This is a genomic window from Klenkia brasiliensis (genome assembly GCF_900100695.1).
Taxonomy (GTDB): Bacteria; Actinomycetota; Actinomycetes; order Mycobacteriales; family Geodermatophilaceae; genus Klenkia; species Klenkia brasiliensis.
The window spans coordinates 338,316-363,056 of record NZ_FNCF01000001.1 but is presented as its reverse complement, the minus strand read 5'-3'; the positions used below and the strand labels follow the sequence as shown (position 1 = coordinate 363,056).

Sequence of the window (24,741 nt, the reverse complement as noted above, 5' to 3'; positions counted from 1 at the left end):
TCTGTCAACCCCTCCCTGACCAGCGACAAGCCCCTGACCTGCACGTTTGGCAGGACCAACCAGTTCTTCCGCACCCGTCCCGTGGTATTCTGGGTGACAGCGAAAGGGGTCACACACACATGGGCTTCACTGTCGGCGAGACCGTCGTCTACCCGCACCACGGCGCAGCGCTCATCGAGGCGATCGAGAAGCGGACCATCAAGGGTGAGGAGAAGGCCTACCTCGTGCTCAAGGTCGCCCAGGGCGACCTGACCGTACGGGTGCCGGCCGACAACGCGGAGATCGTGGGTGTCCGCGACGTCGTCGGCCAGGAGGGCCTGAACAAGGTCTTCGAGGTGCTGCGGGCCCCGCACACCGAGGAGCCGACCAACTGGTCGCGCCGCTACAAGGCCAACCTCGAGAAGCTGGCCTCCGGTGACGTGAACAAGGTGGCCGAGGTCGTCCGCGACCTCTGGCGCCGCGACAAGGACCGCGGCCTGTCGGCCGGGGAGAAGCGGATGCTGTCCAAGGCCCGCCAGATCCTGGTCAGCGAGCTCGCGCTCGCCGAGGGCACCAACGAGGACAAGGCCGAGGTGCTGCTCGACGAGGTCCTCGCCAGCTGACCTCCCGCACCGCTCGTCCGAGGGGCCCCCGACCACCAGGTCGGGGGCCCCTCGTGCATCCGGGAGACTGCGGGCATGCAGCTGTCGCTGGTCGGGGTCGGGGTCGACGTGCACGCCCTGGAGGCGGGCCGCCCGCTGTGGGTGGCCGGGCTGCACTGGCCCGACGCCGAGGCCGGGCTGGCCGGGCACTCCGACGGCGACGTCGTGGCCCACGCCGCCTGCGACGCACTGCTGTCGGCCTCGGGCGTGGGTGACCTGGGCGGGGTCTTCGGCACGTCGCGCCCGGAGTACGCCGGCGCGTCCGGCCTGACCCTGCTGGCCGAGACCGCCCGGCTGGTGCGCGCGGCCGGTTTCGACATCGGCAACGTCGCCGTCCAGCTGGTGGGGAACACCCCGCGGATGAGCGCCCGCCGCGAGGAGGCGGTCGCTGCGTTGTCCGGCGCGCTGGGCGCCGTCGTCCGGCTGACCGCGACCACCACCGACGGGCTCGGCCTCACCGGCCGCGGCGAGGGCCTGGCCGCCGTGGCCACCGCCCTGGTGGTCCCGCAGGCCTGAGCCGCCCTCCTCCCACCCCGTGCGCTGCCGCGCCCGGGGCCCTCGGCGTGCCCGCGGGAGGCCGCCGTGGCGGTGCCTCTTGCATCGGTGTGTCCCACCCCATACATTCCCTGAGCAGACGTGCAAACCGTTGTCACAAATGTGCAGACCAGGGAGTTCGTCATCACTGCCATCGCGCACCAGCCGCCCGTCCAGGACGGCCGTCCCGTCGCGCCGTCCAGCGACCCCACGACCGCCCGCACCTCGCTGGCCACCATGTGGAAGATCCGCCGCTTCGAGGAGGCCGTGGACGACCTGTTCGCCCGGGGCCTGATGCACGGCACCATGCACCTGTCGATCGGCCAGGAGGCCAGCGCGACCGGTGTGTGCCTGGCCCTGCGCGAGCGCGACGCCATCACCAGCACCCACCGCGGGCACGGCCACTGCATCGCCCAGGGCGCCGACCTGACCCGGATGATGGCCGAGCTGCTGGCCAAGGAGAGCGGCTACTGCCGCGGCCGTGGCGGCTCGATGCACATCGCCGACGTCGCCACCGGCAACCTCGGTGCCAACGGCATCGTCGGCGGCGGCATCCCGATCGCCGCCGGCGCGGCGCTGGCCTACAAGATGCGGGGCGAGGACCGCGTGGTCGCCAGCTTCTTCGGCGACGGCGCGACGAACGAGGGCGCCTTCCACGAGGGCCTGAACCTGGCCGCGATCTGGGACCTGCCGGTGGTCTTCGTCTGCGAGAACAACAAGTACGGCATGAGCTTCTCCACCGAGTTCTCGATGGCCGTGCCGCACGTGGCCGAGCGCGCGGCCGCCTACGGCATGCCCGGCGTGACCGTGGACGGCAACGACCTGGACGCGGTGCACGCCGCGGCCGCCGAGGCCGTCGACCGCGCCCGCAACGGTGGTGGCCCGACCCTCATCGAGGCCGAGACCTACCGGTGGAAGGGCCACAGCAAGAGCGACAAGAACCTCTACCGCACCCGCGAGGAGATCGCGGAGTGGCGGGAGCGCGACCCGATCCTGGCCTTCGAGACGAAGGTGACGGAGTCCGGCCTGCTCACCGCGCAGGACGTCGCGGCCGCCCGCGACGAGGCCACCGAGGCCATCAAGAACGCCGTGCGCGAGGCCAACGCCGGGGTGGACGCCGACCCCGGTGACCTGCTCGACGCCGTCTTCGCCCCCCTCGACACCCAGGACGTGACCCGATGACCGCCGTCGCCGAGAACACCGCCGCGGACACCGCCACCGAGCGCGGTGAGATGACCTACTCCGAGGCCATCCGCGAGGGCCTCGCCGAGGCGATGGCCGCCGACGACCGCGTCTTCATGCTGGGCGAGGACGTCGGGGTCTACGGCGGCGCGTTCGGCGTCAGCGGTGACCTGGTGCACCGGTTCGGCAAGGACCGGGTCCGCGACACCCCCATCTCCGAGCTCGGCATCGTCGGCGCGGCCGTCGGCGCCGCGCTGGCCGGCATGCGGCCGATCGTGGAGATCCAGTTCTCCGACTTCACCTGCCAGGCGATGGACCAGATCGTCAACCAGGCCGCCAAGATCCACTTCATGCTCGGCGGGGCGGTGTCGGTGCCGATGGTGCTGCGCACCCCGCTGGGCTCGGGCACCGGCGCCGCGGCGCAGCACTCGCAGAGCCTGGAGGCGTGGTTCGCCCACGTGCCCGGCCTCAAGGTGGTCATGCCCAGCACCGTGTCGGAGGTCAAGGGCCTGCTGCTGGCGGCCATCGACGACCCCAACCCGGTCGTGTTCCTCGAGCACAAGCTGCTCTACCGCACCAAGGGCGTCGTCCCCGCCGGTGCCGACCGGGTGCCGCTGGGGAAGACGGTCGTCCGCCGCGAGGGCGCCGACCTGACCATCGTGGCCACCGGTGTGATGGTGAACCGGAGCCTGGAGGCCGCCGAGCAGCTGGCCGCCGAGGGCATCGAGGCCACCGTGGTCGACCCGGTCACCCTGACCCCGCTGGACGAGGGCCCGATCCTGGACGCCGTCCGCCGCACCGGCCGCGTGCTGCTGGTGCAGGAGGCCCCCGGGCACGTCGGCTACATGGGCGAGATCGCCGCGCGCATCGCCGGCTCGTCGGCCCTCTACAGCCTCGAGGCGCCGATCAAGCGGCTGTGCGGGCTGGACGCCCCGATGCCCTACGCCCCGGCCCTGGAGTCGGCCATGGTCCCGCAGCTGGCCGACATCGTGTCCGCCGCCCGCACCCTCGCCACCCAGGAGGCCTGAGCCGTGGCGCGTGTGCCCGTCCGCATGCCCAAGATGTCGATGACGATGACCGAGGGCGAGCTGTCGCACTGGGCCATCGGCGTCGGCGACGAGATCGCCTCCGGCGACGTGATCTGCGAGGTGCTCACCGACAAGGTGGACATGGAGGTCGAGAGCCCGGCCACCGGCACCCTGGTGGAGATCGTGCACGACTCGGGCATCGTCCCGGTCGGCGAGCCGATCGGCTGGATCGAGGCCGACGGCGACTCCTTCACCGACCTGCTCGACTTCGGCGACACCACCGAACCGGCCGCCGCCGGCGACGAGCTGGGCTCGGACGGGGCCGACGCCCCGACCCCCGAGCCGGAGCCCGCGCCCGCACCGGCTCCCGCGGGGACGGCGTCCTCCGGTCCGGTCGCCGCGGTGCCCAGGGCCCGCGCGCTGGCGGCGGAGGCCGGGCTGGACCTGCGGTCGATCACCCCGACCGGCCCCGGCGGCGTGGTGTCCATCGCCGACGTGCAGGGCGCGGTCGAGGCGGCCGCGCAGCCGGCGGCGGCGCCCCCGGCGCCGGCCAGGGCGCTCACCCCGCCGCAGCGCAAGCGCGCCGCGGCGCAGGCGCAGTCCGCCGCGGCACCCGCCGAGCCCACCCCGGCGCCCGCTGCGGCACCCGCTGCGGCACCCGGCGTGGCGCAGCCGCCCGCCCCGGCCCCCGTGGCCGCGGCGGCCCTGGCGGCCGGGCAGGTCAGCGCCAAGGTGGCCGCCGTCCGCCGCGCGGTGGCCCGCAAGATGACCGAGAGCGCCGCGATCCCGCAGTTCACGGTGTGGCGCGACCTGGTGCTCGACACCGCCGACGAGCACCGCGACGGGCTGTCCTGGACGACGGTCCTGCTGCAGAGCTACGCCCGCGCGCTGCTGCAGGTGCCTCGGCTGCTCGACCGCTGGGACGGCGAGAACGCGGTGCCGACCGGCGGCCCGGTGGTCGCGCTGGCCGTGGACACCCCGGAGGGGCTCATGGTGCCCACCTTCACCGCCCCGGAGAGCCAGAACCCGCGCAGGCTCGACGAGGACCTGCGCGCGGTGGCCAAGGCCGCCCGCACCGGCAAGGTCGACGGCGCGCACCAGGGGGTGGCCAACGCCAGCCTGTCCAACTTGGGCGGGTTCGGCGTGGACCGGTTCCAGGCGCTCATCACCCCGCCGCAGGGCAGCGTGCTCGCCCTGGGGTCGATCAGCCGCCGCCCGGTCGCCGTCCCCGGCGGCATCGGCACCGCGCTGGTGGTCACCGCCGGCCTGACCGTCGACCACCGGGTCGGCGACGGCGCCGACGGCGCCCGGTTGCTCGCCCTCATGGCCGACGACCTGGCCTGACCCACGGGGCGCCCTGCGCCCCTCCGCACCGCCGGCCGGTCCCGCACCGGCCGGCGGTGCCCCCCTGCCCCCTCCCGGGCCGACGACGTCCCGGGAGGGTCCACCCCGGTCGCGGCAGCGCCGCTGCGACCGGGGCCTCCGCCGTGCCCGGGACCGGACCGCGGGGTCCGTGTGCACAGATGTGCAGGAAAGTTGGAAATAGGTGCGCCAGGTACTTGCGGGTGGTCCCTGTCACATGCCACTGTGCGTCGCGCAACAACGTGCACAACGGTGCAGACGACGTGAACGGAGGTGACGATGCCTGCTCCTCGGGAACTCGAGTCGCTGGTGGCGGCCGCCCGCCTCTACTACCTGGAGAACCTCTCCCAGGCCGAGGTCGCGCAGCGGCTGGGCACCAGCCGCAGCAACGTCTCCCGCATGCTCGCATCCGCCGTCGAGCAGGGCGTCGTCGAGATCCGGGTCAACGACCCCGCCGGCCGGGACCGCGAGCTGGAGGAGGCGCTGCGCACCCGCTTCGGCCTCCGCGCCGTCCGCGTGGCCCAGCGCACCGCCAACGGCGACGCCGAGCAGCAGGTCGGCACCCAGGCCGGCCGGCTGCTGCTCAGCGAGCTGCGCGACGGCATGACCGTCGCGCTGTCCTGGGGCAGCGCCCTGCAGTCGATGGTCTGGCACACCACCGTCGAGCACGACTACGCGGTCAAGCTGGTCCAGCTCGTCGGCGGCCTGTCCGCGGTGGAGAACGAGGTGTCCGGCCACGAGCTGGTCCGCGAGCTCGCCTCGCGGCTGGGCGCCACCTACCGCTACCTGCACGCCCCGGCCACGCTGACCACCGCCGCCGCCCGCGACGCCCTCGCCGAGGAGGCCAGCGTCGAGCAGGCCCTCGCCGAGGCCCGCCGTGCCGACATCGCCTTCGTCGGCATCGGCACCCCGGCCCACGGCTCCTCCGCGGCCATCCTCACCGCGCTGGCCCTCGACGACGAGGAGGCCTCGCAGCTGCGCAAGGCCGGCCCCGTCGGCGACATCGCGGCCCGCTACTTCGACGCCGAGGGCAACCCGGTGCTCGGTGCGGTGCACGAGCGCGTGCTGGCCGTGACCCTCTCCGACCTCGCCGCCATCCCCACCGTCGTCGGCGTCGCCTGCGGCCGGGTCAAGGCCGCCGGCGTCCTCGGCGCCCTGCGCGGCCGCCTGGTCGACGTCCTGGTGTGCGACGAGAGCCTGGCCCGCGCCGTCCTGGCGCTGGCCCGCGACACCGACCGCAAGCCCGACACCGACGAGAGCGAGGACCTGCGATGAGCTGGGCCTTCCTGCTGATCCCCGTGGTCCTGGGATCGGTGCTGCAGCTGTGGCTGACCAGCAAGCAGACCACCGCCTGGGCGCAGGAGCTGCGCCGGCTGCGCCCGCTGGGCGCCACCGCGGTCGGCCGCGGCGGCAAGCGCTACCGCGGCGGCGTCGCCTTCGTGGCCATCGCCGTCGCCGACAAGCGCATCACCGGCGCCTTCACCCTCCGCGGCGTCACCACCTTCGCCCGGCCCGCCGCCCTGGACGCCCTGGTCGGCGTCCGGCTGTCGGTGGTCGCCGGCGACCGGCCCATCGAGGGCCTCACCCAGCCCGAGCGCGCAGCCGCTCGACAGGCCGCGGAGATGCTCCGCGCCGCCCTGGCCGCCCGTCCCGGCGCCACCAGCACCACCGGGACCACGGCCACCACCCCCGCGGGGGCGCCCAGCCCGGCGTGACCCGCCGGGGTCCCACCCCGCTCCACCGCTCCACCGCTCCACCGCTCGACCGACCCACCGCACCACGGGAACGGTCTCCCCGCCGTGCCCGCACGACCTCCAACCCCACCCCCGCCACGCCTCCCAGGAGGGACGCCCGCATGTCAGTTCTGGCAGCCACGGACACCTCGCAGGCCCAGGACCCCACCGGTTTCTTCGGTGTCCTGGCCCACGCCGCCGAGTGGTTCATCGGCCTCTTCCAGGCAGGGGCGACGAACTTCGTCGGCCTGCTCACCGGCATCATCCCGCTGCTGATCGTCCTGCTCACCGCCGTCAACGCCCTCGTCCGGGCCATCGGCGTGGAGCGGATCGAGCGGTTCGGCGAGATGGCCGCCCGCCCCGGCATCCAGTGGTACCCGGTCCGCTACCTGGTGCTCCCGGTGCTCTCGGTCTTCTTCCTGACCAACCCCATGTGCTACACGATGGGCCGCTTCCTCCCCGAGAAGTACAAGCCCGCCTTCTACGACTCCTCGGTGAGCTTCGTGCACCCCATCCTGGGCCTGTTCCCGCACGCCAACCCCGGTGAGCTGTTCGTCTACTACGGCATCGCTGCCGGCATCACGACCCTGGGCTTCGGCCTGGGTGACCTCGCGGTCCGCTTCCTGCTGGTCGGCCTGGTCGTCATCCTCATCCGCGGTGTGGTCACCGAGCTGATCACCGCGCGTCTCCTGGCCCGCAACACCCGCACCGAGGGAGCCCTGGCGTGAGCACCAGCACCACCGAGAAGCCCAAGAGCGCCGGGGCCGGCGTCGCCGGCAAGGCCAGCAGCGTCCTGGTCCGGGTCGGCAAGGCCGTCGGCGGCGTCGTCGGCGTCCTCTACCAGGCCGGCCGCGACACCATCGACACCGTCATCCGCAACATCATCCCGTTCATGGCCTTCGTCTCGGTCATCGTCGGGATCGTGAACTACACCGGTCTGGGCAACGCCCTGGCCAACGTCGTCGCCCCCCTGGCGTCGAGCCTGATCGGTCTGCTCGCGATCTGCATCTTCTGCGCCATCCCGGTGCTGTCGCCGGTGCTCGGCCCCGGTGCGGTCATCGCGCAGGTCGTCGGCGTGCTGCTCGGCACCCGCATCGGCGCCGGGGACATCCCGCCGCAGTACGCGCTGCCCGCCCTGTTCGCCATCAACCCCCAGGTCGGCTGCGACTTCATCCCCGTCGGCCTGGCCCTCGGCGAGGCCGAGCCCGAGACGGTCGAGGCCGGCGTCCCGGCGGTGCTGTTCAGCCGCCTGGTCACCGGGCCCATCGCGGTCGTGATCGCGTACTTCGCCAGCTTCGGCCTGTACTCGTCCAACTGACCCACCCCGCACCACCCGCACCGAGGAGGAGCACGAGATGCCCGACTACAAGTCCGTCACCATCAGCAAGGGCCGTGGTGGCTGGGGAGGCCCCCTGACCATCACGCCGACCGCCGACAGGCCGCTGATCTACAGCGTCACCGGCGGGGGCATCCACCCCGTGGCTGCCAAGATCGCCGAGCTGACCGGCGGCGAGGCCTTCGACGGCTTCAAGAGCTCCGCCCCGTTCGACAAGATCGCCGTGGCCGTCATCGACTGCGGCGGCACCGCCCGCGTCGGCGTCTACCCGATGAAGAAGGTCATGACCGTCGACGTGCACGCCACGTCGCCGTCGGGCCCGCTGGCCTCCTTCATCAAGGAGGACATCTTCGTCTCGGGTGTCGGCGTCTCGGACGTGGTCGAGAAGTGACCGCCCCCGAGGTGACGGTGGAGGAGCAGGTCCTCTACTCCTCCACCGTCACCAAGGTCGGGGAGCAGGTCGGCATGTTCGTCGGGGACCACGGCATCCTGGTCCTCTTCGGCGCCGACTCCCCGGCCGAGCTGCACGACTTCTCCGCCCTGCACGAACCGACGGTGGCCAGCGCCGGCCCCCGCCCCGGCGACGTCGTCGAGCTGGGGGGCACCCGCATCCCCGTGCTCGCCGTCGGCGCGGTGGTCGAGGCCAACCTGGTGAACCTCGGCCACATCGACTTCAAGGCCAACGGCGCCACCGAGGCCGACATGCCCGGTGACTGCAACCTCCCCGTCGGCACGCTCGTGCTCCCGCAGCCGGGCGACACCTTCCGCATCCTGCGACCGGCCGGTCCGGTCGCCACCCCCGAGGACGCCCCATGAGCTACAGCTCCCGGCTCGCTGCCCTGGAGGCCGAGCGCGGCCGTCCGGTCCGCATCGCCCTGGTCGGCGCCGGCCAGATGGGCCGCGGCTTCGCCGCCCAGGCCCACCGGATGACCGGCGTGCACGTCTCCGCCGTCGTCGACGTCGTCGCCGAGCGCGCGTCGGAGGCCCTGGTCGGCACCGGCCAGCAGCCCGTCATCAGCCACGACCTCGACGAGGTCGTCCGCGTGGTCGAGAGCGGGGGCGCCGTCGCCCTCGACGACCTGTCCATGCTCACCGACCTGCCCGTCGACGTCGTCGTCGAGGCCACCGGCGTGCCCGAGATCGGCGCCCAGGTCGCCGTCCGCTGCCTGCTGGCCGGCAAGGACATCGCCACCCTCAACGTCGAGTCCGACGTGACCATCGGCCGGCTGCTGCACGACCTGGCCGGGTCCACCGGGGCGATCTACTCCATCTGCCGCGGCGACGAGCCCGTCGAGTGCAAGATCCTCGTCGACTACGCCCGCGACCTCTCCATGGAGGTCGTGATGGCGGGCAAGGGCAAGAACAACCCGCTCGACCCGTCGGCCACCCCGGCCTCCCTCACCGAGGAGGCGCAGCGCAAGGGCATGAACCCGAAGATGCTGTGCAGCTTCGTGGACGGCTCCAAGGCCATGATCGAGATGGCCGCGCTGGCCAACACCACGGGCCTGGGCGTCTCCACCCGCGGCATGCACGGCCCGGCGTCGACCGTCCCGACCCTGCAGGACACCTTCGCCCTGGTCGAGGACGGCGGCGTGCTCGAGAAGGCCGGTGTCGTGGACTACTGCACCGGCCCGGTGGCGCCCGGCGTGTTCGTCGTCGTCCGCACCGACGACCCCTACGTCAACCACGAGCTGTCCTACCTGCAGATGGGCAAGGGCCCCTACTTCGCGCTGTACCGCCCGTACCACCTGGCCAGCGTGGAGGCGCCGCTCACCGTCGCCGAGATGGTCGTGGACCGCCGGGCCAGCCTGACGTCGGAGTTCTGGACCGCAGAGGTCGGTGCGGTCGCCAAGTCCGACCTGGCCGCGGGCACCGTGCTCGAGGGCGTCGGCGGCGCGCACGTGCACGGCCTCATCGAGGACGCCGCGGACTTCGCCGCCGGCAACCGCGTGCCGCTGGGCGTCATCGCCAACGCGCGCCTGGTCCGGGACGTGCCGGCGGGGGAGTACCTGACCTACGACGACGTCGAGCTGGCGTCGGACTCGGTCATCGTGGCGCTGCGCAAGCTGCAGGACGCGACCCCGGCCGGCACCGCGCCGTCCGAGGCCGACCTGGTCGCCGCTCTCGGCGGCGTCCCGGCCTGAGGCCTGCACCTACGCTGACCGGGTGACCGGTCAGCAGGCCCCGCCGCGGGCAGCGCTCGTGCTGCTCGCGGCGGGGACCGGGTCGCGCACCGGGCACCGCACCAACAAGGTGTTCCTGCCGCTGGCCGGTCGGCGGGTCTTCGTCTGGACGCTGGACGCCACCGCGGCCGACCCCGCCATCGGCCCGGTGGTGCTGGTCGTGCGGGCCGACGAGGTCGAGGCCGCACGGGCCGTGCTCGCCCGCGAGGCACCCCGCCGCGACGTCCGCGTGGTCGTCGGGGGAGCCAGCCGGCACGCCTCGGAGTGGGCCGCGGTGCAGGAGCTGCTGCCGTCGATCGAGCAGGGGGAGGTGGACGTGGTGCTGATCCACGACGCCGCGCGCCCGCTGTCGGGCCCCGGCCTGTTCCGCGACGTCGCCGCCGCCGCGCGCCAGCACGGCGGCGCGGTGCCCGGCCGCCGGCAGCCCGGCCTGCTGCACCGCGACGGGCTGGCCGTCCGCGCCGGCGAGGCCGTCGGCGTGCAGACCCCGCAGGGGTTCACCGCCCGCGAGCTGGTGGCCGCCTACCGGGCCGCGGCCGACGCCGGGTTCGAGGGGTCGGACACCGCCGCCAGCATCGAGCGCTTCGCCCCGCAGGTGCGCATCTGCAACGTGCCGGGCAGCTCGACCAACATCAAGATCACCTACGCCGAGGACCTGTTCCTCGCCGAGGCGCTGCTCGCCCGGTCCTCGTTCGACGTGCGCCGGCTGGGGCCCGGGGCGGCAGGGGGGAGCTGACGTGGAGGAGCCGGAGTACGCCGACCTGACCTGCACCGCCTGCGGTCGCACGGCCGAGCACGAGCTGCGGCACGTGGGGCGGCTGCTGGCCACCACCACCTGCACCGCCTGCGGCCACGTCGTCGAGGTCGTGCCCCGCTCGATGCTGACCGGCTACCTGCACGACCTCGAGCACCGGGTGACCAGCAAGCCGGTGCGGATGGCGCGCCGGGCCCGCCGCGACCCGCTCCGCTTCGTCCGCGAGCTGCCCGGGGCGCTGCTCCGCCAGCCCGGCAAGCTGCTGGACGAGCTGGGCACCCTCATCCGCGGCCGCTGAGGGTCAGCGTTCGCGGAGCCGGCCGCGCAGGCCGTGCAGGCACTCCATGAGGACGACGTCGTCGGCGTCGGTGAGCCGCCGCCCCGCCGAGGGCACCTCGAACGGGACCACCGTGCCCAGCCCCTCCAGCGCGTCGAGCACCACGGTCAGGTCGGCCAGCTGACCGGCCGTGGGCAGCCGGGCCGCGAGGGCGTCCAGCAGCCCGGCGCCGACCGCGAGCGGCGAGGCCAGGGCGCTGAGCGCGTCGCGGTCGACGGTGCCCACCACGGCGCCGTCGACGACCTCCTTGACCGTGTCGGTGACCGGCCGGACGCCGACCACCACGCCCCGGGGCCCGGCCGCGGACAGCAGCTGCACCGCCTCACGCACCGCCGACGCGGGCAGCAGCGGGCACAGCGCGTCGTGCAGCACCAGGCCGTCGGCAGCCAGCGACCGCCAGTGCTCCCCGGGGTGCAGGCCCAGCACACCGCCCTGCCCGCGGCCCAGGACCCGCACCTGCACGGTGGCGACCGCGCCGAGGGTCTCGGTGCCGTGCGCCAGCAGCGGGCGGCCCTGCAGCCGCAGCCCCGGGATGCCCGCGGGGTTCTCCACGACCAGGCCGAGCAGGCCGGTGGCCCGGGCGGGGCCGCGGGAGGGCGCCGGGGCGCCGGTCGTGGGCATCCCCTTCACGTTACTGAGCCCGCGCGCCCGCACCGGAACCGGCGTCGAGCAGGGCATCCGTAGAATCCCGGCGGTGGACCTCCGGCTGTACGACTCCGCCGCGCACGCCGTGCGCGACTTCGTGCCCCTGCGGGCCGGCCGGGTGTCGATGTACGTCTGCGGGCTGACCGTGCAGGGGCCCCCGCACATCGGGCACGTGCGCGCCGCGCTGGCCTTCGACGTGCTGCGCCGCTGGCTGACCGCGCAGGGCCTGGACGTCACCTTCGTCCGCAACGTCACCGACGTCGACGACAAGATCCTCGCCAAGGCCGCGGCGCACGGCGTCGAGTGGTGGGACTGGGCCTACCGCAACGAGCTGGCCTGCACCCGCGCCTACGAGGTGCTGGGCACGCTGCCGCCCACCTACGAGCCCCGCGCCACCGGCCACGTGCCCGAGATGGTGGAGATGATCGGCCGGCTGGTCGAGCGCGGGCACGCCTACGCCGCCGGCGGCGACGTGTACTTCGACGTCCGGTCGTGGCCGGCCTACGGCGAGCTCACCGGGCAGCGGGTCGAGGACCTGCAGCCCGCCGGCGACGCCGACACCGACGACCTCAAGCGCGACCCCCGCGACTTCGCGCTGTGGAAGGCGCACAAGCCCACCGACCCGGCGACGGCGTCCTGGGACACCCCGTGGGGCCGCGGCCGGCCGGGCTGGCACCTGGAGTGCTCGGCGATGGCGCACAAGTACCTGGGCGAGGAGTTCGACATCCACGGCGGCGGCCTGGACCTGAGGTTCCCGCACCACGAGAACGAGCAGGCGCAGTCCCGCGCGGCCGGCGACCCGTTCACCCGGTACTGGCTGCACAACGGCTGGGTCACCCTGGGCGGGGAGAAGATGAGCAAGTCGATGGGCAACACCGCCCTGGTCGACGACGTCGTCACCCGGGTCCGCCCGGTCGAGCTGCGCTACTACCTGGTCGCCCCGCACTACCGGTCGACCGTCGAGTTCACCGACGCGGCGCTCGAGGAGGCCGGGGCGGCCTACCGGCGGCTGGAGTCCTTCGTCCGCCGCGCCGTCGAGCGGGTCGGCGCGGTCGAGGGCGGCCGGCTGCCCGACGCCTTCGTCGCCGCGCTGGACGACGACCTGGGGACGCCGGCCGCGGTCGCCGTCGCGCACGAGCACGCCCGCGCCGGCAACACCGCCCTGGCCGCCGGCGACGAGGCGGCGGTGGCCGCCGAGCTGGGCGCGGTGCGGGCGATGCTCGGCGTGCTCGGCCTGGACCCGCTGGACCCGCAGTGGGCCGCCGGTGGCGCCGACGACCGGCTGTCCGAGGTCACCGACGGGCTGGTGCGGCTGGCGCTGGACCAGCGCGCCGCCGCCCGGGCCCGCAAGGACTACGCGGCCGCGGACGCGATCCGCGACCAGCTGACCACCCTCGGCGTCGTCGTCGAGGACACCCCGTCCGGCCCCCGCTGGGAGCTCTCCCGGTGACCCGGACAGCACGGAGAGAAGACTGATGGCAGGCAACAGCCAGCGACGCGGCCGCACGACCGGGGCGGGCAAGAAGGGCGCCACCACCGGCACCGGCGGGCACAAGCGCCGCGGTCTGGCCGGGCGCGGCAACACCCCCAAGGCCGAGGACCGGCCCTACCACCCGGCGTTCAAGAAGGCCAAGGCCGCCGCGGCCCGCCGCGACAACCGGGCCCGGGTGCAGAAGCGCAACGAGGAGCAGCCCGAGCTGCTGCTGGGCCGCAACCCGGTCGTGGAGGCGCTGCGCGCCGCCATCCCGGCCCAGGCGCTGTACGTGGTCACCGGCGACGGCAGCCGGGGCGGCACCGACGAGCGCATCGCCGAGGCCGTGCAGCTGGCCGGCGACCGCGGTCTGCCGCTGTTGGAGGTCGGCCGCGCCGAGTTCGACCGGATGAGCGACGGCGCCCTGCACCAGGGCATCGGCCTGATGGTCCCGCCCTACGACTACGCACACCCCGACGACCTGCTCGACGTCGCGCGCAACGCCGGGCGGCCCCCGCTGGTGGTGGCCCTCGACGGCGTCACCGACCCCCGCAACCTGGGCGCGGTGGTGCGCTCGGCCGCGGCGTTCGACGCGCACGGCGTCGTGGTGCCCCAGCGCCGTTCGGTCGGCATGACCGCCTCGGCCTGGCGCACCTCGGCCGGCGCCGCGGCGCGGGTGCGGGTGGCCCGCGCGGTCAACCTGGCCCGCACGCTGGCCGCCTACCAGGACGCCGGCCTGCAGACCGTCGGCCTGGCCGGTGACGGGGACGTCGACCTGCACTCCTACGACGGGTTCGCCGACCCGGTCGCGCTGGTGGTCGGGGCCGAGGGCGCGGGGCTGTCCCGCCTGGTGCGGGAGCGGTGCGACGTCGTCGTCCGCATCCCCATGACCAAGGACACCGAGTCGCTCAACGTCAGCGTCGCGGCCTCCATCGCCCTCTACGCCGCCGCCTCCGCCCGGCGGTGAGGGTCCGGCCGGCGACCGCCGTCCGGCTGGACCTCGCGCCGCACCCGGAGGGCGGGTGGTTCCGCCGGACCTGGACCGGGCCGGCCGGGGACGGCGGGCGCCCGCAGGCCACCGCCATCCTGTTCCTGCTGGCACCGGGGGAGTCCTCGGCCCCGCACACCGTGGACGCCGACGAGCTGTGGCTGTGGCACGGCCCGGGCGTCCTCGAGCTGCACGTGGGGGAGGACCGGGTGGTGCTCGACACCGCGCACCCGCAGGCGCTGGTGCCCGCCGGCGTGCGGCAGGCCACCGCGCCCGCGGCCGGGGAGGTCCTGGTCAGCTGCGTGGTCTCGCCCGGCTTCGAGTGGTCGGGCTTCGCGCTGGGCTGAGGGTCAGCCGACCAGCTGGCCGACGGTGTGGATCGCCAGGCCGGCCAGGCCACCGACGACGGTGCCGTTCACCCGGATCCACTGCAGGTCCCGGCCCACCTGCAGCTCGATGCGCCGGCTGGTCTCCTCGGTGTCCCAGCGGGCGACCGTGGTGCTGACCAGCTCGGCGGCGTCCCCGCTGAACCGGGTGACCGCCCAGCGGGCCGCGCGCACGGTCTGCTCCTGCACGGTCGCGCGCACCTGCTCGTCCTCGCGCAGCACGTGGGCGGCCCGCAGCAGCAGGTCGCCCACCCGCGCCCGCAGCGCGGAACCCGGGTCGTCGGCGGCGGTCAGCAGCGCGGCCTTCGCCGTGCCCCACAGGCCGGCCGACCAGGTGCGCACCGCGGGGTGGTCGAGCAGGTCGGCCTTGAACTCCTCGACCTTGGCCGCCGTGGCGGGGTCGGTCCGCAGCGCCTGCACGTAGGCGCGCAGCCGGGCGTCGTAGGAGCGGCGCAGCTCGTGCTGCGGGTCGGCGCCCACCTCGGCCAGGAACCGCTGCACGCCGTCGAAGGCCCGTACGAAGACGCGGTCGTCGACCCAGTCGGGCACCCACACCGGGGAGGCGTCGGACAGCTGCGCCCGGAACAGCGCCCGGTTGTCCCGCAAGAACGCGGCCAGCCCGGTCAGCCCGGCCGACAGCACGTCCTGGTGCTTGTCGCCGTCGACCACCGCCTCGATCACCCGGGCCAGCACGGGCGCGGCCGGGGTCTCGCGCGCCTTGCGGTCCACCAGCGACCCGAGCGCGTCCTGCACCACCTCGTCGTCGAGCAGGTCGAACAGCGCGCGGACGGCGACCCCGGCGTCCCCGGCCAGCCGCTGCGCCCGGCCCGGTGCGGCCAGGAGCTCCCCGATCCGCCCCGGGACGTCGACGGTCGCCAGCCGCTCCTCGACCACCGCGGCGGTCAGGAAGTTCTCCTGCACGAAGGCGCCCAGGCTGGTGCCGATCTGGTCCTTCTTGCGCGGGATGACCGCGGTGTGCGGGATCGGCAGCCGCAGGGGGTGGCGGAACAGTGCGGTCACGGCGAACCAGTCGGCCAGCGCACCGACCATCGACGCCTCGGCGGTGGCCTCCACGTAGCCGACCCAGGTGCGCTCCCCGCCCCACACGACGCAGGCCAGGTAGACCAGCGCCGCGGCGACGAACAGGCCCGTGGCCAGCAGCTTCATCCGCCGCAGGTCCCGCGCGCGGGCCGGGTCGTCGAGCGCGCCGGTCAGCGGGACGGGGGAAGCCACCGGCCCAGGCTATGCAGCGGGGGCCGGCACCGCGGTCGCGGTACCGGCCCCCGGGGGCGTGCGGGTCAGCTGGAGGCGGTGCCGAGGGTGACGTCGACCTGCTCGGTGCTGCTGCCGCGGCGGACGGTCAGGGTGACCTTCTCGCCCGGCGTCGCGCTGCGCACCGCGGCGGTCAGGTCGGTGGAGGTGGTGACCTCGCGGCTGCCGACCGCGGTGATCACGTCGCCGACCTGGATGCCCGCCTGCGCGGCCGGGCCGCCGTCGGCCACCTGGGCCACCTTCGCGCCCTCGCCGACCTCGGAGCCCTGCTCCGCGGCGGTCTGCGCGCTCACGCCCAGCAGCGCGTGGGTGGCGCTGCCGGTCTGGATGATCTGCTGGGCGACCCGCTGGGCGGTGTCGGACGGGATGGCGAAGCCCACCCCGATGTTGCCGCTCTGCTGCTCCTGGGAGCTCTGGTTGGCCACCGAGGCGATCGCCGAGTTGATCCCGATGACCTCGCCGGCGGCGTTGACCAGCGCGCCGCCGGAGTTGCCCGGGTTGATCGCGGCGTCGGTCTGGATCGCGTCGATGACCGTGGTGTTCTGGTCCGAGCCGGTGGAGACCGCGCGGTCCAGCGCGCTGACGATGCCGGTGGTGACCGTGTTGGACAGGCCCAGCGGGGCGCCGATGGCGATGGCCTGGTCGCCGACCTGCACCTTGCCGGAGTCGGCGAAGGTGGCCGGGGTCAGCCCGGAGGCGTCCTCCAGCTTGATCACCGCGAGGTCCGAGGTCGGGTCGGTGCCCACCACGGTGGCGTCGTAGAGCGTGCCGTCCGACGTCGTCACCTGCACCGTGGCCGAGTTCGTGCTGCTGTCCAGGGTGACCACGTGGTTGTTGGTGACCACGTAGCCGTCGGCCGACATCACCACGCCCGACCCGGACCCGGCGCTCTGCCCGCTGGTCACGTAGACGGTGACCACGCTGGGCGCGGCCTTGGCCGCCGCGGCGGTGGCCGAGGTGGCGTTCTGCGGGTCGGTGATGACGACGTTCTGCGCGGCCGCCGTGGTCGTCGAGCCGCCGTGGTCGGCGACCAGGGTGGCCACGCCCGCACCGGTGCCGCCGCCGATCAGCGCGCCGGCGGCGAGGCCGGCCACCGCGATCCGCCAGCCCCGGGAGCGCCGCTCCTTGACCGGGCCGCCGGCCGGGGTGAACACCGGCGGCGCCTGCTGGGTGCCGGTCCAGTGCTGGCCGGTGGGCTGCTGGCCCGGGTAGGCCTGCTGCTGGCCGGCGTAGGGGTGCTGCTGGGCCGCGTACGGCTGCTGCTGACCGGTCCAGCCCTGGTGCGGGGGCACCTGCGGCCCTGCCTGGGGGTGCTGCTGACCCGCCGGCGCACCCGGGTACCGGTTCATGTCCTGCCCGGTCTGGTCGCCGGGGCGCTGCTGCTCGGTCACGGTGGTTCCTCCCCACGACGCGAGGGCTTCTCCGCTCGCTCGGGGACCACCATCGGCTCGCCGACCATCACCACGCTGCACGTGGGCTGTGAGGTCCCTGGACGGGCCGGCCCGGGTAGCCTGCCGGAGGCACCCGCCCCGTTAGCTCAGTGGTAGAGCACCCGCCTTGTAAGCGGAAGGTCGTCCGTTCAACCCGGACACGGGGCTCCACCGGTCGCCCTGCGCGACCGCGCCGGCCGTGCGAGGGTCCCGGGCACGGCCCGGGACCAGCCCGGGCCCGGAACCCCGGGAGACCCGAGTGAGCGACCACGTGTACCGGCTGACCGAGGTCGTCGGCAGCAGCGAGACCAGCGTCGACGACGCCATCCGGACCGCGGTGGCCAAGGCCGCGCAGACGATCCGCAACATCGAGTGGTTCCAGACCCAGGAGATCCGCGGCCACGTCGAGGACGGCGCTGTGCAGCACTTCCAGGTGACGATGAAGATCGGCTTCCGGGTCGACTGACCCCGCCCGGCGCCGCCTCAGTCGAAGGAGCCGGCGCCGTCCTGGCGGTACCGGGCGCCGCGCTCCAGCGCCTCGCGCTCGGCCCGCTGCTCGCGGACCCGGCGGGTGGTGCCCGGCGGCCACCCGGCCTTGACCGCCCGGTGCTCGCTGGTCTCGGTCATGTAGGCGGCGGAGAACATGAGCCCGAGCAGCACCCCGCCCAGGCACGCCGAGAGCCGGTAGACCAGGGGCACCGGCACGGCCAGCAGGCAGACCAGCAGCACCGGGCTCAGCTGCACCAGCGCCCGGGTCAGGTGCCGGCGCACCCAGCCGGGGCCGGTGGTGTCGGCCAGCACCCAGTCCCGGCAGGCCGGGGGCAGCCCGCCGCCGAGGGCGTACCAGAGCCACTGCACCGGGGTCGGTCGGCTGCGGGTGGCCACGTCCTCCGACGATAGGCCGCTGGGCGCCCGCTGTCCGCCCGCTGGGCGGGGCACCCGTTCAGGCTTGACGACGCCCGTCCGGGCCCGTAAGCACAGCACCGACGGGTCGACCGGGAGGGTACGTGTACGCGGAGGAACGCCAGGAGCACATCCTGCGGGCGGCCCGGGCCATCGGGCGGGTCGACGTCAGCGAGCTGGCCGTCGAGCTCGACGTGGCCCCCGAGACCATCCGCAAGGACCTCACCGCGCTGGAGCGCGTGGGTGTGCTGCGCCGGGTGCACGGCGGGGCCATCCCGGTGGAGCGGCTGGGCTTCGAGCCGCCGGTGGCCGCCCGCGACGTCGTCCTCACCGCGGAGAAGGAGCGGATCGCCAAGGCCGCGGTCGCCGAGCTGCCCGACGAGGGTGCGGTGCTCATCGACGCCGGCACCACCACCGCGCGGCTGGGCGACCTCATGCCCACCGACCGCGAGCTCACCGTCGTCACCAACGCCCTGTCGCTGGCCGGGCGGCTGGCCGCGTTCCCCAACCTGACCGTGCTGCTGCTCGGCGGGCGGGTGCGCGGCCGGACGCTGGCCTCGGTCGACCCGTGGGCGCTGTCGGCGCTGGCGGGCATCTACGTCGACCTGGCGTTCGTGGCCACCAACGGGGTCTCGGTCGAGCGGGGCCTGACCACCCCCGACCCCGCCGAGGCGGCGGTGAAGACCGCGATGGTCGCGGCCGCCCGCCGGGTGGTCCTGCTGGCCGACCACACCAAGGTCGGCCGGGACCACTTCGCGCGCTTCGCCGAGCTCGACGCGGTGGACCTGCTCATCACCGACACCGGCCTGGACGAGCGCACCGCGGCCGAGCTGGCCGAGGCCGGCCCGCGGGTGCACCGGGTCTGACCTGCCGGGCCCCCGCGCCGGGTGGGAAGCTGGGCGCCGTCGTCCCCCCTAGTCGCAGGAGCTCCCCATGCCGAGCATCGAAGGCACCCAGGTCCGCAAGCTCGTGATCGCGTGCGACGCGGGGATGGGCAGCAGCGTGCTCATGGCCAACCAGCTGAAGAAGCGCCTGAAGGGCAACGGCGTGGTGATCGAGCACAGCCCGCTGGACGCCATCCCGGCCGACGCCGACCTGGTCCTCACCCACAGCAAGCTCGCCGACCGTGTCCGGCCGCACGCCGGGGACCGGCCGGTGGTGGCCTTCACCGCCTTCGTCGGCGACCCGGCCGTCGACGGCGTGGTCACCGCCATCCACGAGGGCACCACCATCGATGGCTGAGCTGGGCGGGTTGCTCGACCCGTCCCGCATCCGGCTGGACGGCCGCGCCGCCGACCGCACCGCCGCCGTCCGCCAGGCCGGGGAGCTGCTCGTCGCCGCCGGCGCCGTCCGGCCGGCCTACACGGACAGCATGCTCGAGCGCGAGGGGTCCGTGTCCACCTACATGGGCGAGGGCGTGGCCATCCCGCACGGCACGGCCGCCGGGCGCGACGAGGTGCTGGCCGACGCGCTGACCGTCGTCCGCTACCCCGACGGCGTCGACTGGGGCAACGGCACCGCCCACGTGGTCATCGGCATCGCCGCGCTGGGGGAGGGGCACCTGCCGGTGCTGGCGGCGCTGGCCGACGTGCTCGTCGACCCCGACCGCGCCGCCCGGCTGCGCGGGGCGACCAGGGTGGAGGACGTCCTGGAGCTCCTCACCGCGGTCCCGGATGACTGAGGCTCACAGCCGGCCGACCCAGGAGTTCGCGGTCGCGGCCTCCTCGTAGTCCAGCTCCTGGAGCACCGCGCGCATCACCTCCTCGTCGAGGTGGCCCTTGTCCCGTTCCTCCATGAGCACCCGCCGCTGCACCTGGATGATCTCCTGCCGCACGCGGTGGAAGGTGCGGGCGCGGCGGCGGCTGCGGTCGGCGTCCTCGCTCTCCTCGGCGCGCACCGCGGCCGACATCGACCGGGCCCGGGCCAGCAGCGGGCCGCGGATGCGGTCGGCCACGGCGTGCGCCCGCTCGGGCCCGACCCGCTCGACCAGCTCCTGCTCGACCTCCGCGACCCGCTCCAGCGCCGCGGCGGTGGCCCGCTCGGCCAGGTGCACCTCGGCCTCGGCGTCGCGGCGGGCCTGGTCGGGGTCGGTGACCCCCAACGTGCGGATCAGCCACGGCAGGGACAGCCCCTGCAGCAGCAGGGTGCCGATCGTGACGGCGTACGCCAGCAGCTGCAGCACGTCGCGGTCGGGGAAGTCCGCCGGCACCGCGGCCGCCGCGGCCAGCGTGACCACCCCGCGCATGCCGGTCCAGGAGATCACCGTCTGCTGCCGCCAGCTGGGCCGGTGCGAGCGGGAGCGCCGGCGGCGCCAGGGGCGCGGCACCCCGCGCAGGCCCTCCACCGCGTAGACGAACACCGGCCGGACGGCGACCGCGGTGCCCAGCACGAGCAGCGCGGCCCCGGCCAGGGACCAGTTGGACCGCGCGGAGGCCTCGGCCGCCTCGGCGACGTAGCGCAGCTGCAGCCCGATGAGGGCGAACACCACGGCCTGCAGCAGCAGGTCCAGCGAGCTCCACAGCGGGCGCTCCTGCAGCCGGCTGGCGTAGCCGGCCTCGGGGGAGCGGTGACCCAGGTACAGCCCGGCGGCCACCACCGCCAGCACGCCGGAGCCGGACAGCTCCTCGGCCAGCAGGTAGGCCGCGAACGGCACGACGACGCCGATGACCGAGGTGACCACCGGGTCGTCCAGCCGCACCCGGACCAGGTGCACGACGAACCCGATGGCCAACCCGAGGGCGACGCCGACCGTGACCGCCAGGGCGAAGGTGCTCGCCGCGTCGGTGGCGTCCAGGCCGAGCAGGGCGCCGCCGGCCCCGAAGACCGCGGCCAGCGCCACCTTGTAGAAGGTCAGCGACGCGGCGTCGTTGATCAGGCTCTCCCCGGACAGCACCGCCATCACGGGGCGGGGCAGGCCCAGCTGCCGGCCGATCGCCGCGGCGGACACCGCGTCCGGCGGGGCGACCACCGCACCCAGGACCAGGGCCGCGGGCAGGCTCAACCCCGGGACGACGGCGTGCGCCACGAGCGCGACGACGACCGCGGTGACCACCACGAGCCCCACGCCGAGCTGCACGATCGGGCGCAGCAGGGCGCGGAAGTCGGCGTAGGAGACCTCCAGCGCGGCCGAGTAGAGCAGCGGTGGCAGCACGACGGCCAGCAGCAGGTCCCCGTCGATGGCGAACTGCGGCACCCCGGGCACGAAGCTGACCCCGAAGCCGACGAGCACCAGCAGCAGCGGGGCCTGCCAGCCCAGCCGACGGGCCGCCGCGGCCACCGCCACCGCCCCGGCGGCCAGGGCGAGCAGCGGTGCGACGTCCACGGGCGGTCCCCTCGAGCGGTGGTTGTACCGGCCCACCATGCCCGGGCCGGGGACTGTCGTACCCCGCACCTACTGTGCCCCTCATGAGCGAGCGGCGGACCGGGGTCCTGGCGGGCCTGGCCGCGTACGTCCTCTGGGGCCTGTTCCCGCTGTACTTCCCGCTGCTCGAGCCGGCCGGCGGGGTCGAGATCGTGGCCCACCGCATCGTCTGGTCGCTGCTGTTCATCGCGCTGCTGCTCAGCGTGCTGCGCGGGTGGCCGCAGGTGCGCCGGGCGCTGGCCGACCGCCGCACCCTGCTGGTGCTGGCCGGGGCCGCGGTGCTCATCACCGGCAACTGGCTGACCTTCGTCATCGCGGTCAACTCCGACCACGTGGTCGACACCTCGCTGGGCTACTTCATCAACCCACTGGTCAGCGTGCTGCTGGGCGTGCTGGTGCTCGGCGAGCGGCTGCGCGGTCTGCAGTGGGCGGCGGTGGCCACCGCCGCGGTCGCGGTCCTCGTGCTCACCGTCGACACCGGCCGGCCGCCGTGGATCGCCCTGCTGCTGGCCGGCACCTTCGGGGCCTACGGCCTGCTGAAGAAGCTGGTGCGGGTCGAGGCCGCCCCGGGCCTGTTCGTCGAGACGCTGCTGCTGGTGGTCCCCGCGCTGGTGGTGCTGGTCGTGCTGCAGGTCCGCGGCGCCGGCTCGCTGGGCGAGGCCGGCGCCGGGCACGTGCTGCTGCTGGCCACCTCCGGGATCGCCACCGCGGTGCCGCTGCTGCTGTTCGCCGCCTCCACCCGGCGCATCCCCCTGACCACGGTGGGGCTGCTGCAGTACGTCACCCCGCTCATGCACCTGGCCATCGGCGTCTTCGTCAACGGCGAGCCGATGCCGCCGGCCCGGGTGGTCGGGTTCGCCGTCGTCTGGGCGGCCCTGGTGCTGTTCACCGTCGACAGCCTCCGGGCCGGCCGGGCGGCCCGCCGCCTGGTGCGCGAACCCGCACCGGCGGGGCTGTGACCCCCGCCGGGCCCCCGCCGCGGGCCACCGGCCGGCCCGCGACCCCCCGCCGTCCCCGTCCTGCCCGTACCGAGAGGTCCTCGTGAGCGCGCTGCCCGCCCCCCGTCCCGACCGCCCCGCCGATGTCGCCCCCGTGGCCCCCGCCGCCCCCGCAGCGCCGGCCCGCGGCGCCGAGCTGCCTCGCCGCGACCGCGAGGTGCTGGTCTTCGAGCGGCAGTGGTGGCGGCACGCCGGCGCCAAGGAGGCCGCCATCAAGGAACGCTTCGGGCTGTCGGCCACCCGCTACTACCAGGTGCTCAACGCCGTCATCGACCGGCCCGAGGCCCTCGAGGTCGACCCGCTGCTGGTCCGCCGGCTGCGCCGGATGCGCGCGACCCGCCAGCGGCAGCGTGCGGCCCGCACCCTGGGCACCGAGGGATGAGGCCTACTAGTCTCGATCACCGTGGGGAGGCATGGAGTACCGGACGGTGAGCCGGGTCCCGTCCCCGACCTCCCGCCCGCCGGTCGCCGGGACGAGCCCGAGACGCCCGCCGACCCGTCGCCCTGGCCGGACGACGACGAGCTGACCACCCTCGGGCGCCGCACCCGCGCCGAGCGGCGCCGCGACGGCCTGCTGCCGCGCAGCGAGGACCCCACCGCCGGCCGGGGCCCCGGCGCCCCCTCGCCCGGCCAGCCCGACGCCGGCGCCCGCCCGCCCGCCCAGGCCGGCCCCCGCACCTACGTCAGCGGCGTGCCCGCGGTCGGTCCGCGCGACACCACGCCGCCGGTCAGCCGCGGCCCGTCGTCCCCGCCGCAGCCGGCCCGCCAGCCCCTGCCGCCGTCGGGCGGTCCGTCCCCGGCCGGTGGACCCGGCACCCCGCCCCCGGTCGACCGCGCGCCCGTGACCCGAGGCCTGCCCACCCCGCCCCCGGCGGCCCGGGAGCAGGTCGCACCGCCCCCGGCCACCCGCGGCCTGCCCACGTCGCCCCCGCCGGTCGGCCCCGGCACCGACGGCGGCCCACGCACCGGCGGCCCGGCGGCCGGCGGGCCGAGCACCACCGTGGACCCGCTCCCCGGGAACCGGCCCCCGGCCGGTCGCGCGCCCGAGGCCCCCACCCCGCCGCCCGGGTCCGGCGGCCGTGCACCGGACACCACCGGCCTGCCGTCCTGGGCCACCACCCTCGGTCCGCCCACCCCGACCCCGGGGCCGACCTCCGACCCGGGCCCGGGGTCGGCGAGGTCCGGGCGCGGGACGCCCCCGCCGCCGCTGCCGACCTACGACGGTCCCGAGCGGCGGGTCGCCGGGCGACCCGGGTCCGTCCCGCCCGGGGGCGACCGGCGCGCCGCACCGCCGCTGCCGGTGTACGACGGGCCCGACCGCCGCGTCGCCGACCGGCCCGGGGACATCCCCGCCGCGGGTGACCGGCGCGGTGCCCGCACGCACTCCATCCCCGAGCGCCCGCCGCTGGCCGGGTCCACCCGCTCCGCCGATGCGCCGCCGGCCACCGGCGGTCCGGGCACCGCCCCGCCGGCCACCGGCGGCCCGGGCACCGGTCCGCAGGGCCGCCGCGCCGAGCCCGGCAGCGGGGAGACCGGTGTCATCGGGGGCCGGGCCGCCAGCCGGGCCGAGCGCCAGGCCGTCGACGCGGTCCGCCGCCGCGAGGAGCGCAGGCAGGGCATCACGCCCATCCCGCCGCTGCCCCAGGAGGGGCGCCGCGGGTCGCGCGGCCTGGTCGCGGCGCTCGTCGCGGTCGTCGTCGTCGCGCTGGTGCTGCTCGGGTTCTGGTCCTTCCAGCGGCCCGGCGCCGAGGAGCCGGCCGCCAGCACCCCGGCGCCCGGCTCCAGCAGCGCCGCGGCGACCAGCGCTCCGACCGGACCCACCACCGCGGCCCCGACGTCGGCCGCGCCGACCGGGCCGGTCTTCGCGCCGGTGACCGTGCTCAACGCCACCGACGTGAACGGCCTGGCCGGCGCCATCGGTTCCGCCCTGACCGCCGGCGGCTGGGACGTGCGCGGCGAGGGCGCCTACCCGGAGCAGGACATCGCCGTCACCACGGTCTTCTACACCGCCGGCGACGCCACCCAGCAGGCCGCGGCGGCCACCCTGCAGGAGCAGTTCCCCGACATCGAGGGCGGGCCCTCGGAGCGGTTCTTCGACGTCCCCGGCGAGACCGACCCCGGCATCGTCGTCGTGGCCACCGGCAGCTGGCAGCCCTGACCCGGCCCGGATGTCCCGGGCCGCAGGTCACCGGGAGGT

The 24,741-nt window shown here is 75.3% G+C and carries 29 protein-coding genes and 1 tRNA gene; 25 read left to right on the top strand and 5 right to left on the bottom strand.

From position 1 onward, the window contains the following. The first annotated feature begins 119 nt into the window (after nucleotides 1-119). The 14 genes from BLT39_RS01870 (at nucleotide 120) to BLT39_RS01805 (ending at nucleotide 11,051) form a co-directional block, all read left to right on the top strand. On the top strand, nucleotides 120-602 hold the full coding sequence (locus tag BLT39_RS01870; RefSeq protein ID WP_091057700.1) for a CarD family transcriptional regulator: 483 nt from the start codon (nucleotides 120-122) through the stop codon (nucleotides 600-602). A 75-nt stretch (nucleotides 603-677) separates the two neighbouring features. Further along, nucleotides 678-1,157 (top strand): 2-C-methyl-D-erythritol 2,4-cyclodiphosphate synthase, encoded by a 480-nt coding sequence (gene ispF, locus BLT39_RS01865; protein WP_091057695.1) that lies wholly within the window; start codon nucleotides 678-680, stop codon nucleotides 1,155-1,157. A 141-nt stretch (nucleotides 1,158-1,298) separates the two neighbouring features. Continuing rightward, on the top strand, nucleotides 1,299-2,357 hold the full coding sequence (locus tag BLT39_RS01860) for a thiamine pyrophosphate-dependent dehydrogenase E1 component subunit alpha (RefSeq protein ID WP_207507514.1): 1,059 nt from the start codon (nucleotides 1,299-1,301) through the stop codon (nucleotides 2,355-2,357). Continuing rightward, nucleotides 2,354-3,385 carry an alpha-ketoacid dehydrogenase subunit beta gene (locus tag BLT39_RS01855; protein ID WP_165640096.1) on the top strand — a complete coding sequence of 344 codons (1,032 nt, stop codon included), beginning with the start codon at nucleotides 2,354-2,356 and terminating at the stop codon, nucleotides 3,383-3,385. The genes BLT39_RS01860 and BLT39_RS01855 overlap by 4 nt, the downstream gene beginning before the upstream one ends. Before the next feature lie 3 nt (nucleotides 3,386-3,388). Next, nucleotides 3,389-4,729, top strand: a complete 1,341-nt coding sequence (locus tag BLT39_RS01850; protein WP_131801380.1) for a 2-oxo acid dehydrogenase subunit E2 — start codon at nucleotides 3,389-3,391, stop codon at nucleotides 4,727-4,729. Between the two features lie 297 nt (nucleotides 4,730-5,026). Continuing rightward, nucleotides 5,027-6,022 (top strand): sugar-binding transcriptional regulator, encoded by a 996-nt coding sequence (locus BLT39_RS01845; RefSeq protein WP_091057689.1) that lies wholly within the window; start codon nucleotides 5,027-5,029, stop codon nucleotides 6,020-6,022. After that, a complete protein-coding gene (locus BLT39_RS01840) occupies nucleotides 6,019-6,462 on the top strand; it encodes a transcriptional regulator GutM (RefSeq protein ID WP_091057685.1) in 444 nt (147 codons plus the stop codon). The genes BLT39_RS01845 and BLT39_RS01840 overlap by 4 nt, the downstream gene beginning before the upstream one ends. Before the next feature lie 140 nt (nucleotides 6,463-6,602). Beyond that, a complete protein-coding gene (srlA, locus tag BLT39_RS01835; RefSeq protein WP_091057681.1) occupies nucleotides 6,603-7,208 on the top strand; it encodes a PTS glucitol/sorbitol transporter subunit IIC in 606 nt (201 codons plus the stop codon). Then, nucleotides 7,205-7,798: a PTS glucitol/sorbitol transporter subunit IIB gene (locus BLT39_RS01830; RefSeq protein WP_091057678.1), complete on the top strand. Its 594-nt coding sequence runs from the start codon at nucleotides 7,205-7,207 to the stop codon at nucleotides 7,796-7,798. Before srlA ends, BLT39_RS01830 begins: the two co-directional genes overlap by 4 nt. Nucleotides 7,799-7,835: 37 nt before the next feature. After that, nucleotides 7,836-8,207 carry a PTS glucitol/sorbitol transporter subunit IIB gene (locus BLT39_RS01825; RefSeq protein ID WP_091057675.1) on the top strand — a complete coding sequence of 124 codons (372 nt, stop codon included), beginning with the start codon at nucleotides 7,836-7,838 and terminating at the stop codon, nucleotides 8,205-8,207. After that, entirely contained in the window at nucleotides 8,204-8,632 is a 429-nt protein-coding gene (locus BLT39_RS01820; RefSeq protein WP_091057672.1) for a PTS glucitol/sorbitol transporter subunit IIA, read from the top strand. Before BLT39_RS01825 ends, BLT39_RS01820 begins: the two co-directional genes overlap by 4 nt. After that, a complete protein-coding gene (locus tag BLT39_RS01815) occupies nucleotides 8,629-9,960 on the top strand; it encodes an NAD(P)H-dependent oxidoreductase (protein WP_091057669.1) in 1,332 nt (443 codons plus the stop codon). Before BLT39_RS01820 ends, BLT39_RS01815 begins: the two co-directional genes overlap by 4 nt. A gap of 22 nt (nucleotides 9,961-9,982) precedes the next feature. Next, entirely contained in the window at nucleotides 9,983-10,735 is a 753-nt protein-coding gene (locus BLT39_RS01810; RefSeq protein ID WP_091057665.1) for an IspD/TarI family cytidylyltransferase, read from the top strand. A 1-nt stretch (nucleotide 10,736) separates the two neighbouring features. Then, nucleotides 10,737-11,051 (top strand): hypothetical protein, encoded by a 315-nt coding sequence (locus tag BLT39_RS01805; RefSeq protein ID WP_091057662.1) that lies wholly within the window; start codon nucleotides 10,737-10,739, stop codon nucleotides 11,049-11,051. A gap of 3 nt (nucleotides 11,052-11,054) precedes the next feature. On the opposite strand, the gene BLT39_RS01800 is transcribed toward BLT39_RS01805, so the two are convergent. Continuing rightward, entirely contained in the window at nucleotides 11,055-11,711 is a 657-nt protein-coding gene (locus BLT39_RS01800) for a 2-C-methyl-D-erythritol 4-phosphate cytidylyltransferase (RefSeq protein WP_091057659.1), read from the bottom strand. A 73-nt stretch (nucleotides 11,712-11,784) separates the two neighbouring features. Here BLT39_RS01800 and cysS point away from each other — a divergent pair, with 73 nt between their 5' ends. The 3 genes from cysS to BLT39_RS01785 are packed head-to-tail and all read left to right on the top strand — an operon-like array spanning nucleotide 11,785 to nucleotide 14,541. Then, nucleotides 11,785-13,185 (top strand): cysteine--tRNA ligase, encoded by a 1,401-nt coding sequence (cysS, locus tag BLT39_RS01795; RefSeq protein WP_091057655.1) that lies wholly within the window; start codon nucleotides 11,785-11,787, stop codon nucleotides 13,183-13,185. Between the two features lie 25 nt (nucleotides 13,186-13,210). Then, complete coding sequence (gene rlmB / locus BLT39_RS01790; protein WP_091057651.1) at nucleotides 13,211-14,173, top strand: 23S rRNA (guanosine(2251)-2'-O)-methyltransferase RlmB; 963 nt, start codon at nucleotides 13,211-13,213, stop codon at nucleotides 14,171-14,173. Next, the gene (locus tag BLT39_RS01785; RefSeq protein ID WP_091057647.1) at nucleotides 14,170-14,541 is read left to right on the top strand and encodes a cupin domain-containing protein; all 372 of its coding nucleotides are present in this window, start codon (nucleotides 14,170-14,172) and stop codon (nucleotides 14,539-14,541) included. Before rlmB ends, BLT39_RS01785 begins: the two co-directional genes overlap by 4 nt. Nucleotides 14,542-14,544: 3 nt before the next feature. Here the strand turns inward: BLT39_RS01785 and BLT39_RS01780 are convergent, their stop codons facing one another. Together BLT39_RS01780 and BLT39_RS01775 are read right to left on the bottom strand one after the other, a co-directional pair. After that, complete coding sequence (locus BLT39_RS01780) at nucleotides 14,545-15,813, bottom strand: DUF445 domain-containing protein (protein WP_242658082.1); 1,269 nt, start codon at nucleotides 15,811-15,813, stop codon at nucleotides 14,545-14,547. A 65-nt stretch (nucleotides 15,814-15,878) separates the two neighbouring features. Further along, on the bottom strand, nucleotides 15,879-17,243 hold the full coding sequence (locus BLT39_RS01775) for a trypsin-like peptidase domain-containing protein (protein WP_242658081.1): 1,365 nt from the start codon (nucleotides 17,241-17,243) through the stop codon (nucleotides 15,879-15,881). A 135-nt stretch (nucleotides 17,244-17,378) separates the two neighbouring features. On the opposite strand from BLT39_RS01775, the gene BLT39_RS01770 reads away from it, so the two are divergent. Continuing rightward, nucleotides 17,379-17,453: transfer RNA gene (locus BLT39_RS01770), tRNA-Thr, on the top strand. A gap of 88 nt (nucleotides 17,454-17,541) precedes the next feature. Continuing rightward, nucleotides 17,542-17,748 (top strand): dodecin, encoded by a 207-nt coding sequence (locus tag BLT39_RS01765; protein ID WP_091057643.1) that lies wholly within the window; start codon nucleotides 17,542-17,544, stop codon nucleotides 17,746-17,748. Between the two features lie 17 nt (nucleotides 17,749-17,765). Here the strand turns inward: BLT39_RS01765 and BLT39_RS01760 are convergent, their stop codons facing one another. Further along, nucleotides 17,766-18,167, bottom strand: a complete 402-nt coding sequence (locus tag BLT39_RS01760; protein WP_091057639.1) for a DUF5313 family protein — start codon at nucleotides 18,165-18,167, stop codon at nucleotides 17,766-17,768. 122 nt (nucleotides 18,168-18,289) lie between these two features. Between BLT39_RS01760 and BLT39_RS01755 the strand changes: the two genes are divergently transcribed. The 3 genes from BLT39_RS01755 to BLT39_RS01745 all read left to right on the top strand — a co-directional run bounded on the left by BLT39_RS01755 (nucleotide 18,290) and on the right by BLT39_RS01745 (nucleotide 19,866). Continuing rightward, entirely contained in the window at nucleotides 18,290-19,051 is a 762-nt protein-coding gene (locus BLT39_RS01755) for a DeoR/GlpR family DNA-binding transcription regulator (protein ID WP_091057636.1), read from the top strand. Between the two features lie 67 nt (nucleotides 19,052-19,118). After that, on the top strand, nucleotides 19,119-19,427 hold the full coding sequence (locus BLT39_RS01750) for a PTS lactose transporter subunit IIB (RefSeq protein WP_091057634.1): 309 nt from the start codon (nucleotides 19,119-19,121) through the stop codon (nucleotides 19,425-19,427). After that, nucleotides 19,420-19,866, top strand: a complete 447-nt coding sequence (locus tag BLT39_RS01745) for a PTS mannitol transporter subunit IIA (protein ID WP_091057631.1) — start codon at nucleotides 19,420-19,422, stop codon at nucleotides 19,864-19,866. Before BLT39_RS01750 ends, BLT39_RS01745 begins: the two co-directional genes overlap by 8 nt. Nucleotides 19,867-19,869: 3 nt before the next feature. Here BLT39_RS01745 and BLT39_RS01740 read toward each other — a convergent pair whose 3' ends face one another. After that, nucleotides 19,870-21,507, bottom strand: a complete 1,638-nt coding sequence (locus tag BLT39_RS01740) for a Na+/H+ antiporter (RefSeq protein WP_091057628.1) — start codon at nucleotides 21,505-21,507, stop codon at nucleotides 19,870-19,872. Between the two features lie 83 nt (nucleotides 21,508-21,590). Between BLT39_RS01740 and rarD the strand changes: the two genes are divergently transcribed. The 3 genes from rarD (at nucleotide 21,591) to BLT39_RS22665 (ending at nucleotide 24,702) form a co-directional block, all read left to right on the top strand. Next, nucleotides 21,591-22,505, top strand: a complete 915-nt coding sequence (rarD, locus tag BLT39_RS01735; protein WP_165640093.1) for an EamA family transporter RarD — start codon at nucleotides 21,591-21,593, stop codon at nucleotides 22,503-22,505. A gap of 82 nt (nucleotides 22,506-22,587) precedes the next feature. Continuing rightward, complete coding sequence (locus BLT39_RS01730; protein ID WP_091057625.1) at nucleotides 22,588-22,926, top strand: DUF3263 domain-containing protein; 339 nt, start codon at nucleotides 22,588-22,590, stop codon at nucleotides 22,924-22,926. Between the two features lie 21 nt (nucleotides 22,927-22,947). Next, complete coding sequence (locus BLT39_RS22665) at nucleotides 22,948-24,702, top strand: LytR C-terminal domain-containing protein (RefSeq protein ID WP_091057622.1); 1,755 nt, start codon at nucleotides 22,948-22,950, stop codon at nucleotides 24,700-24,702. Nucleotides 24,703-24,741 lie beyond the last annotated feature (39 nt).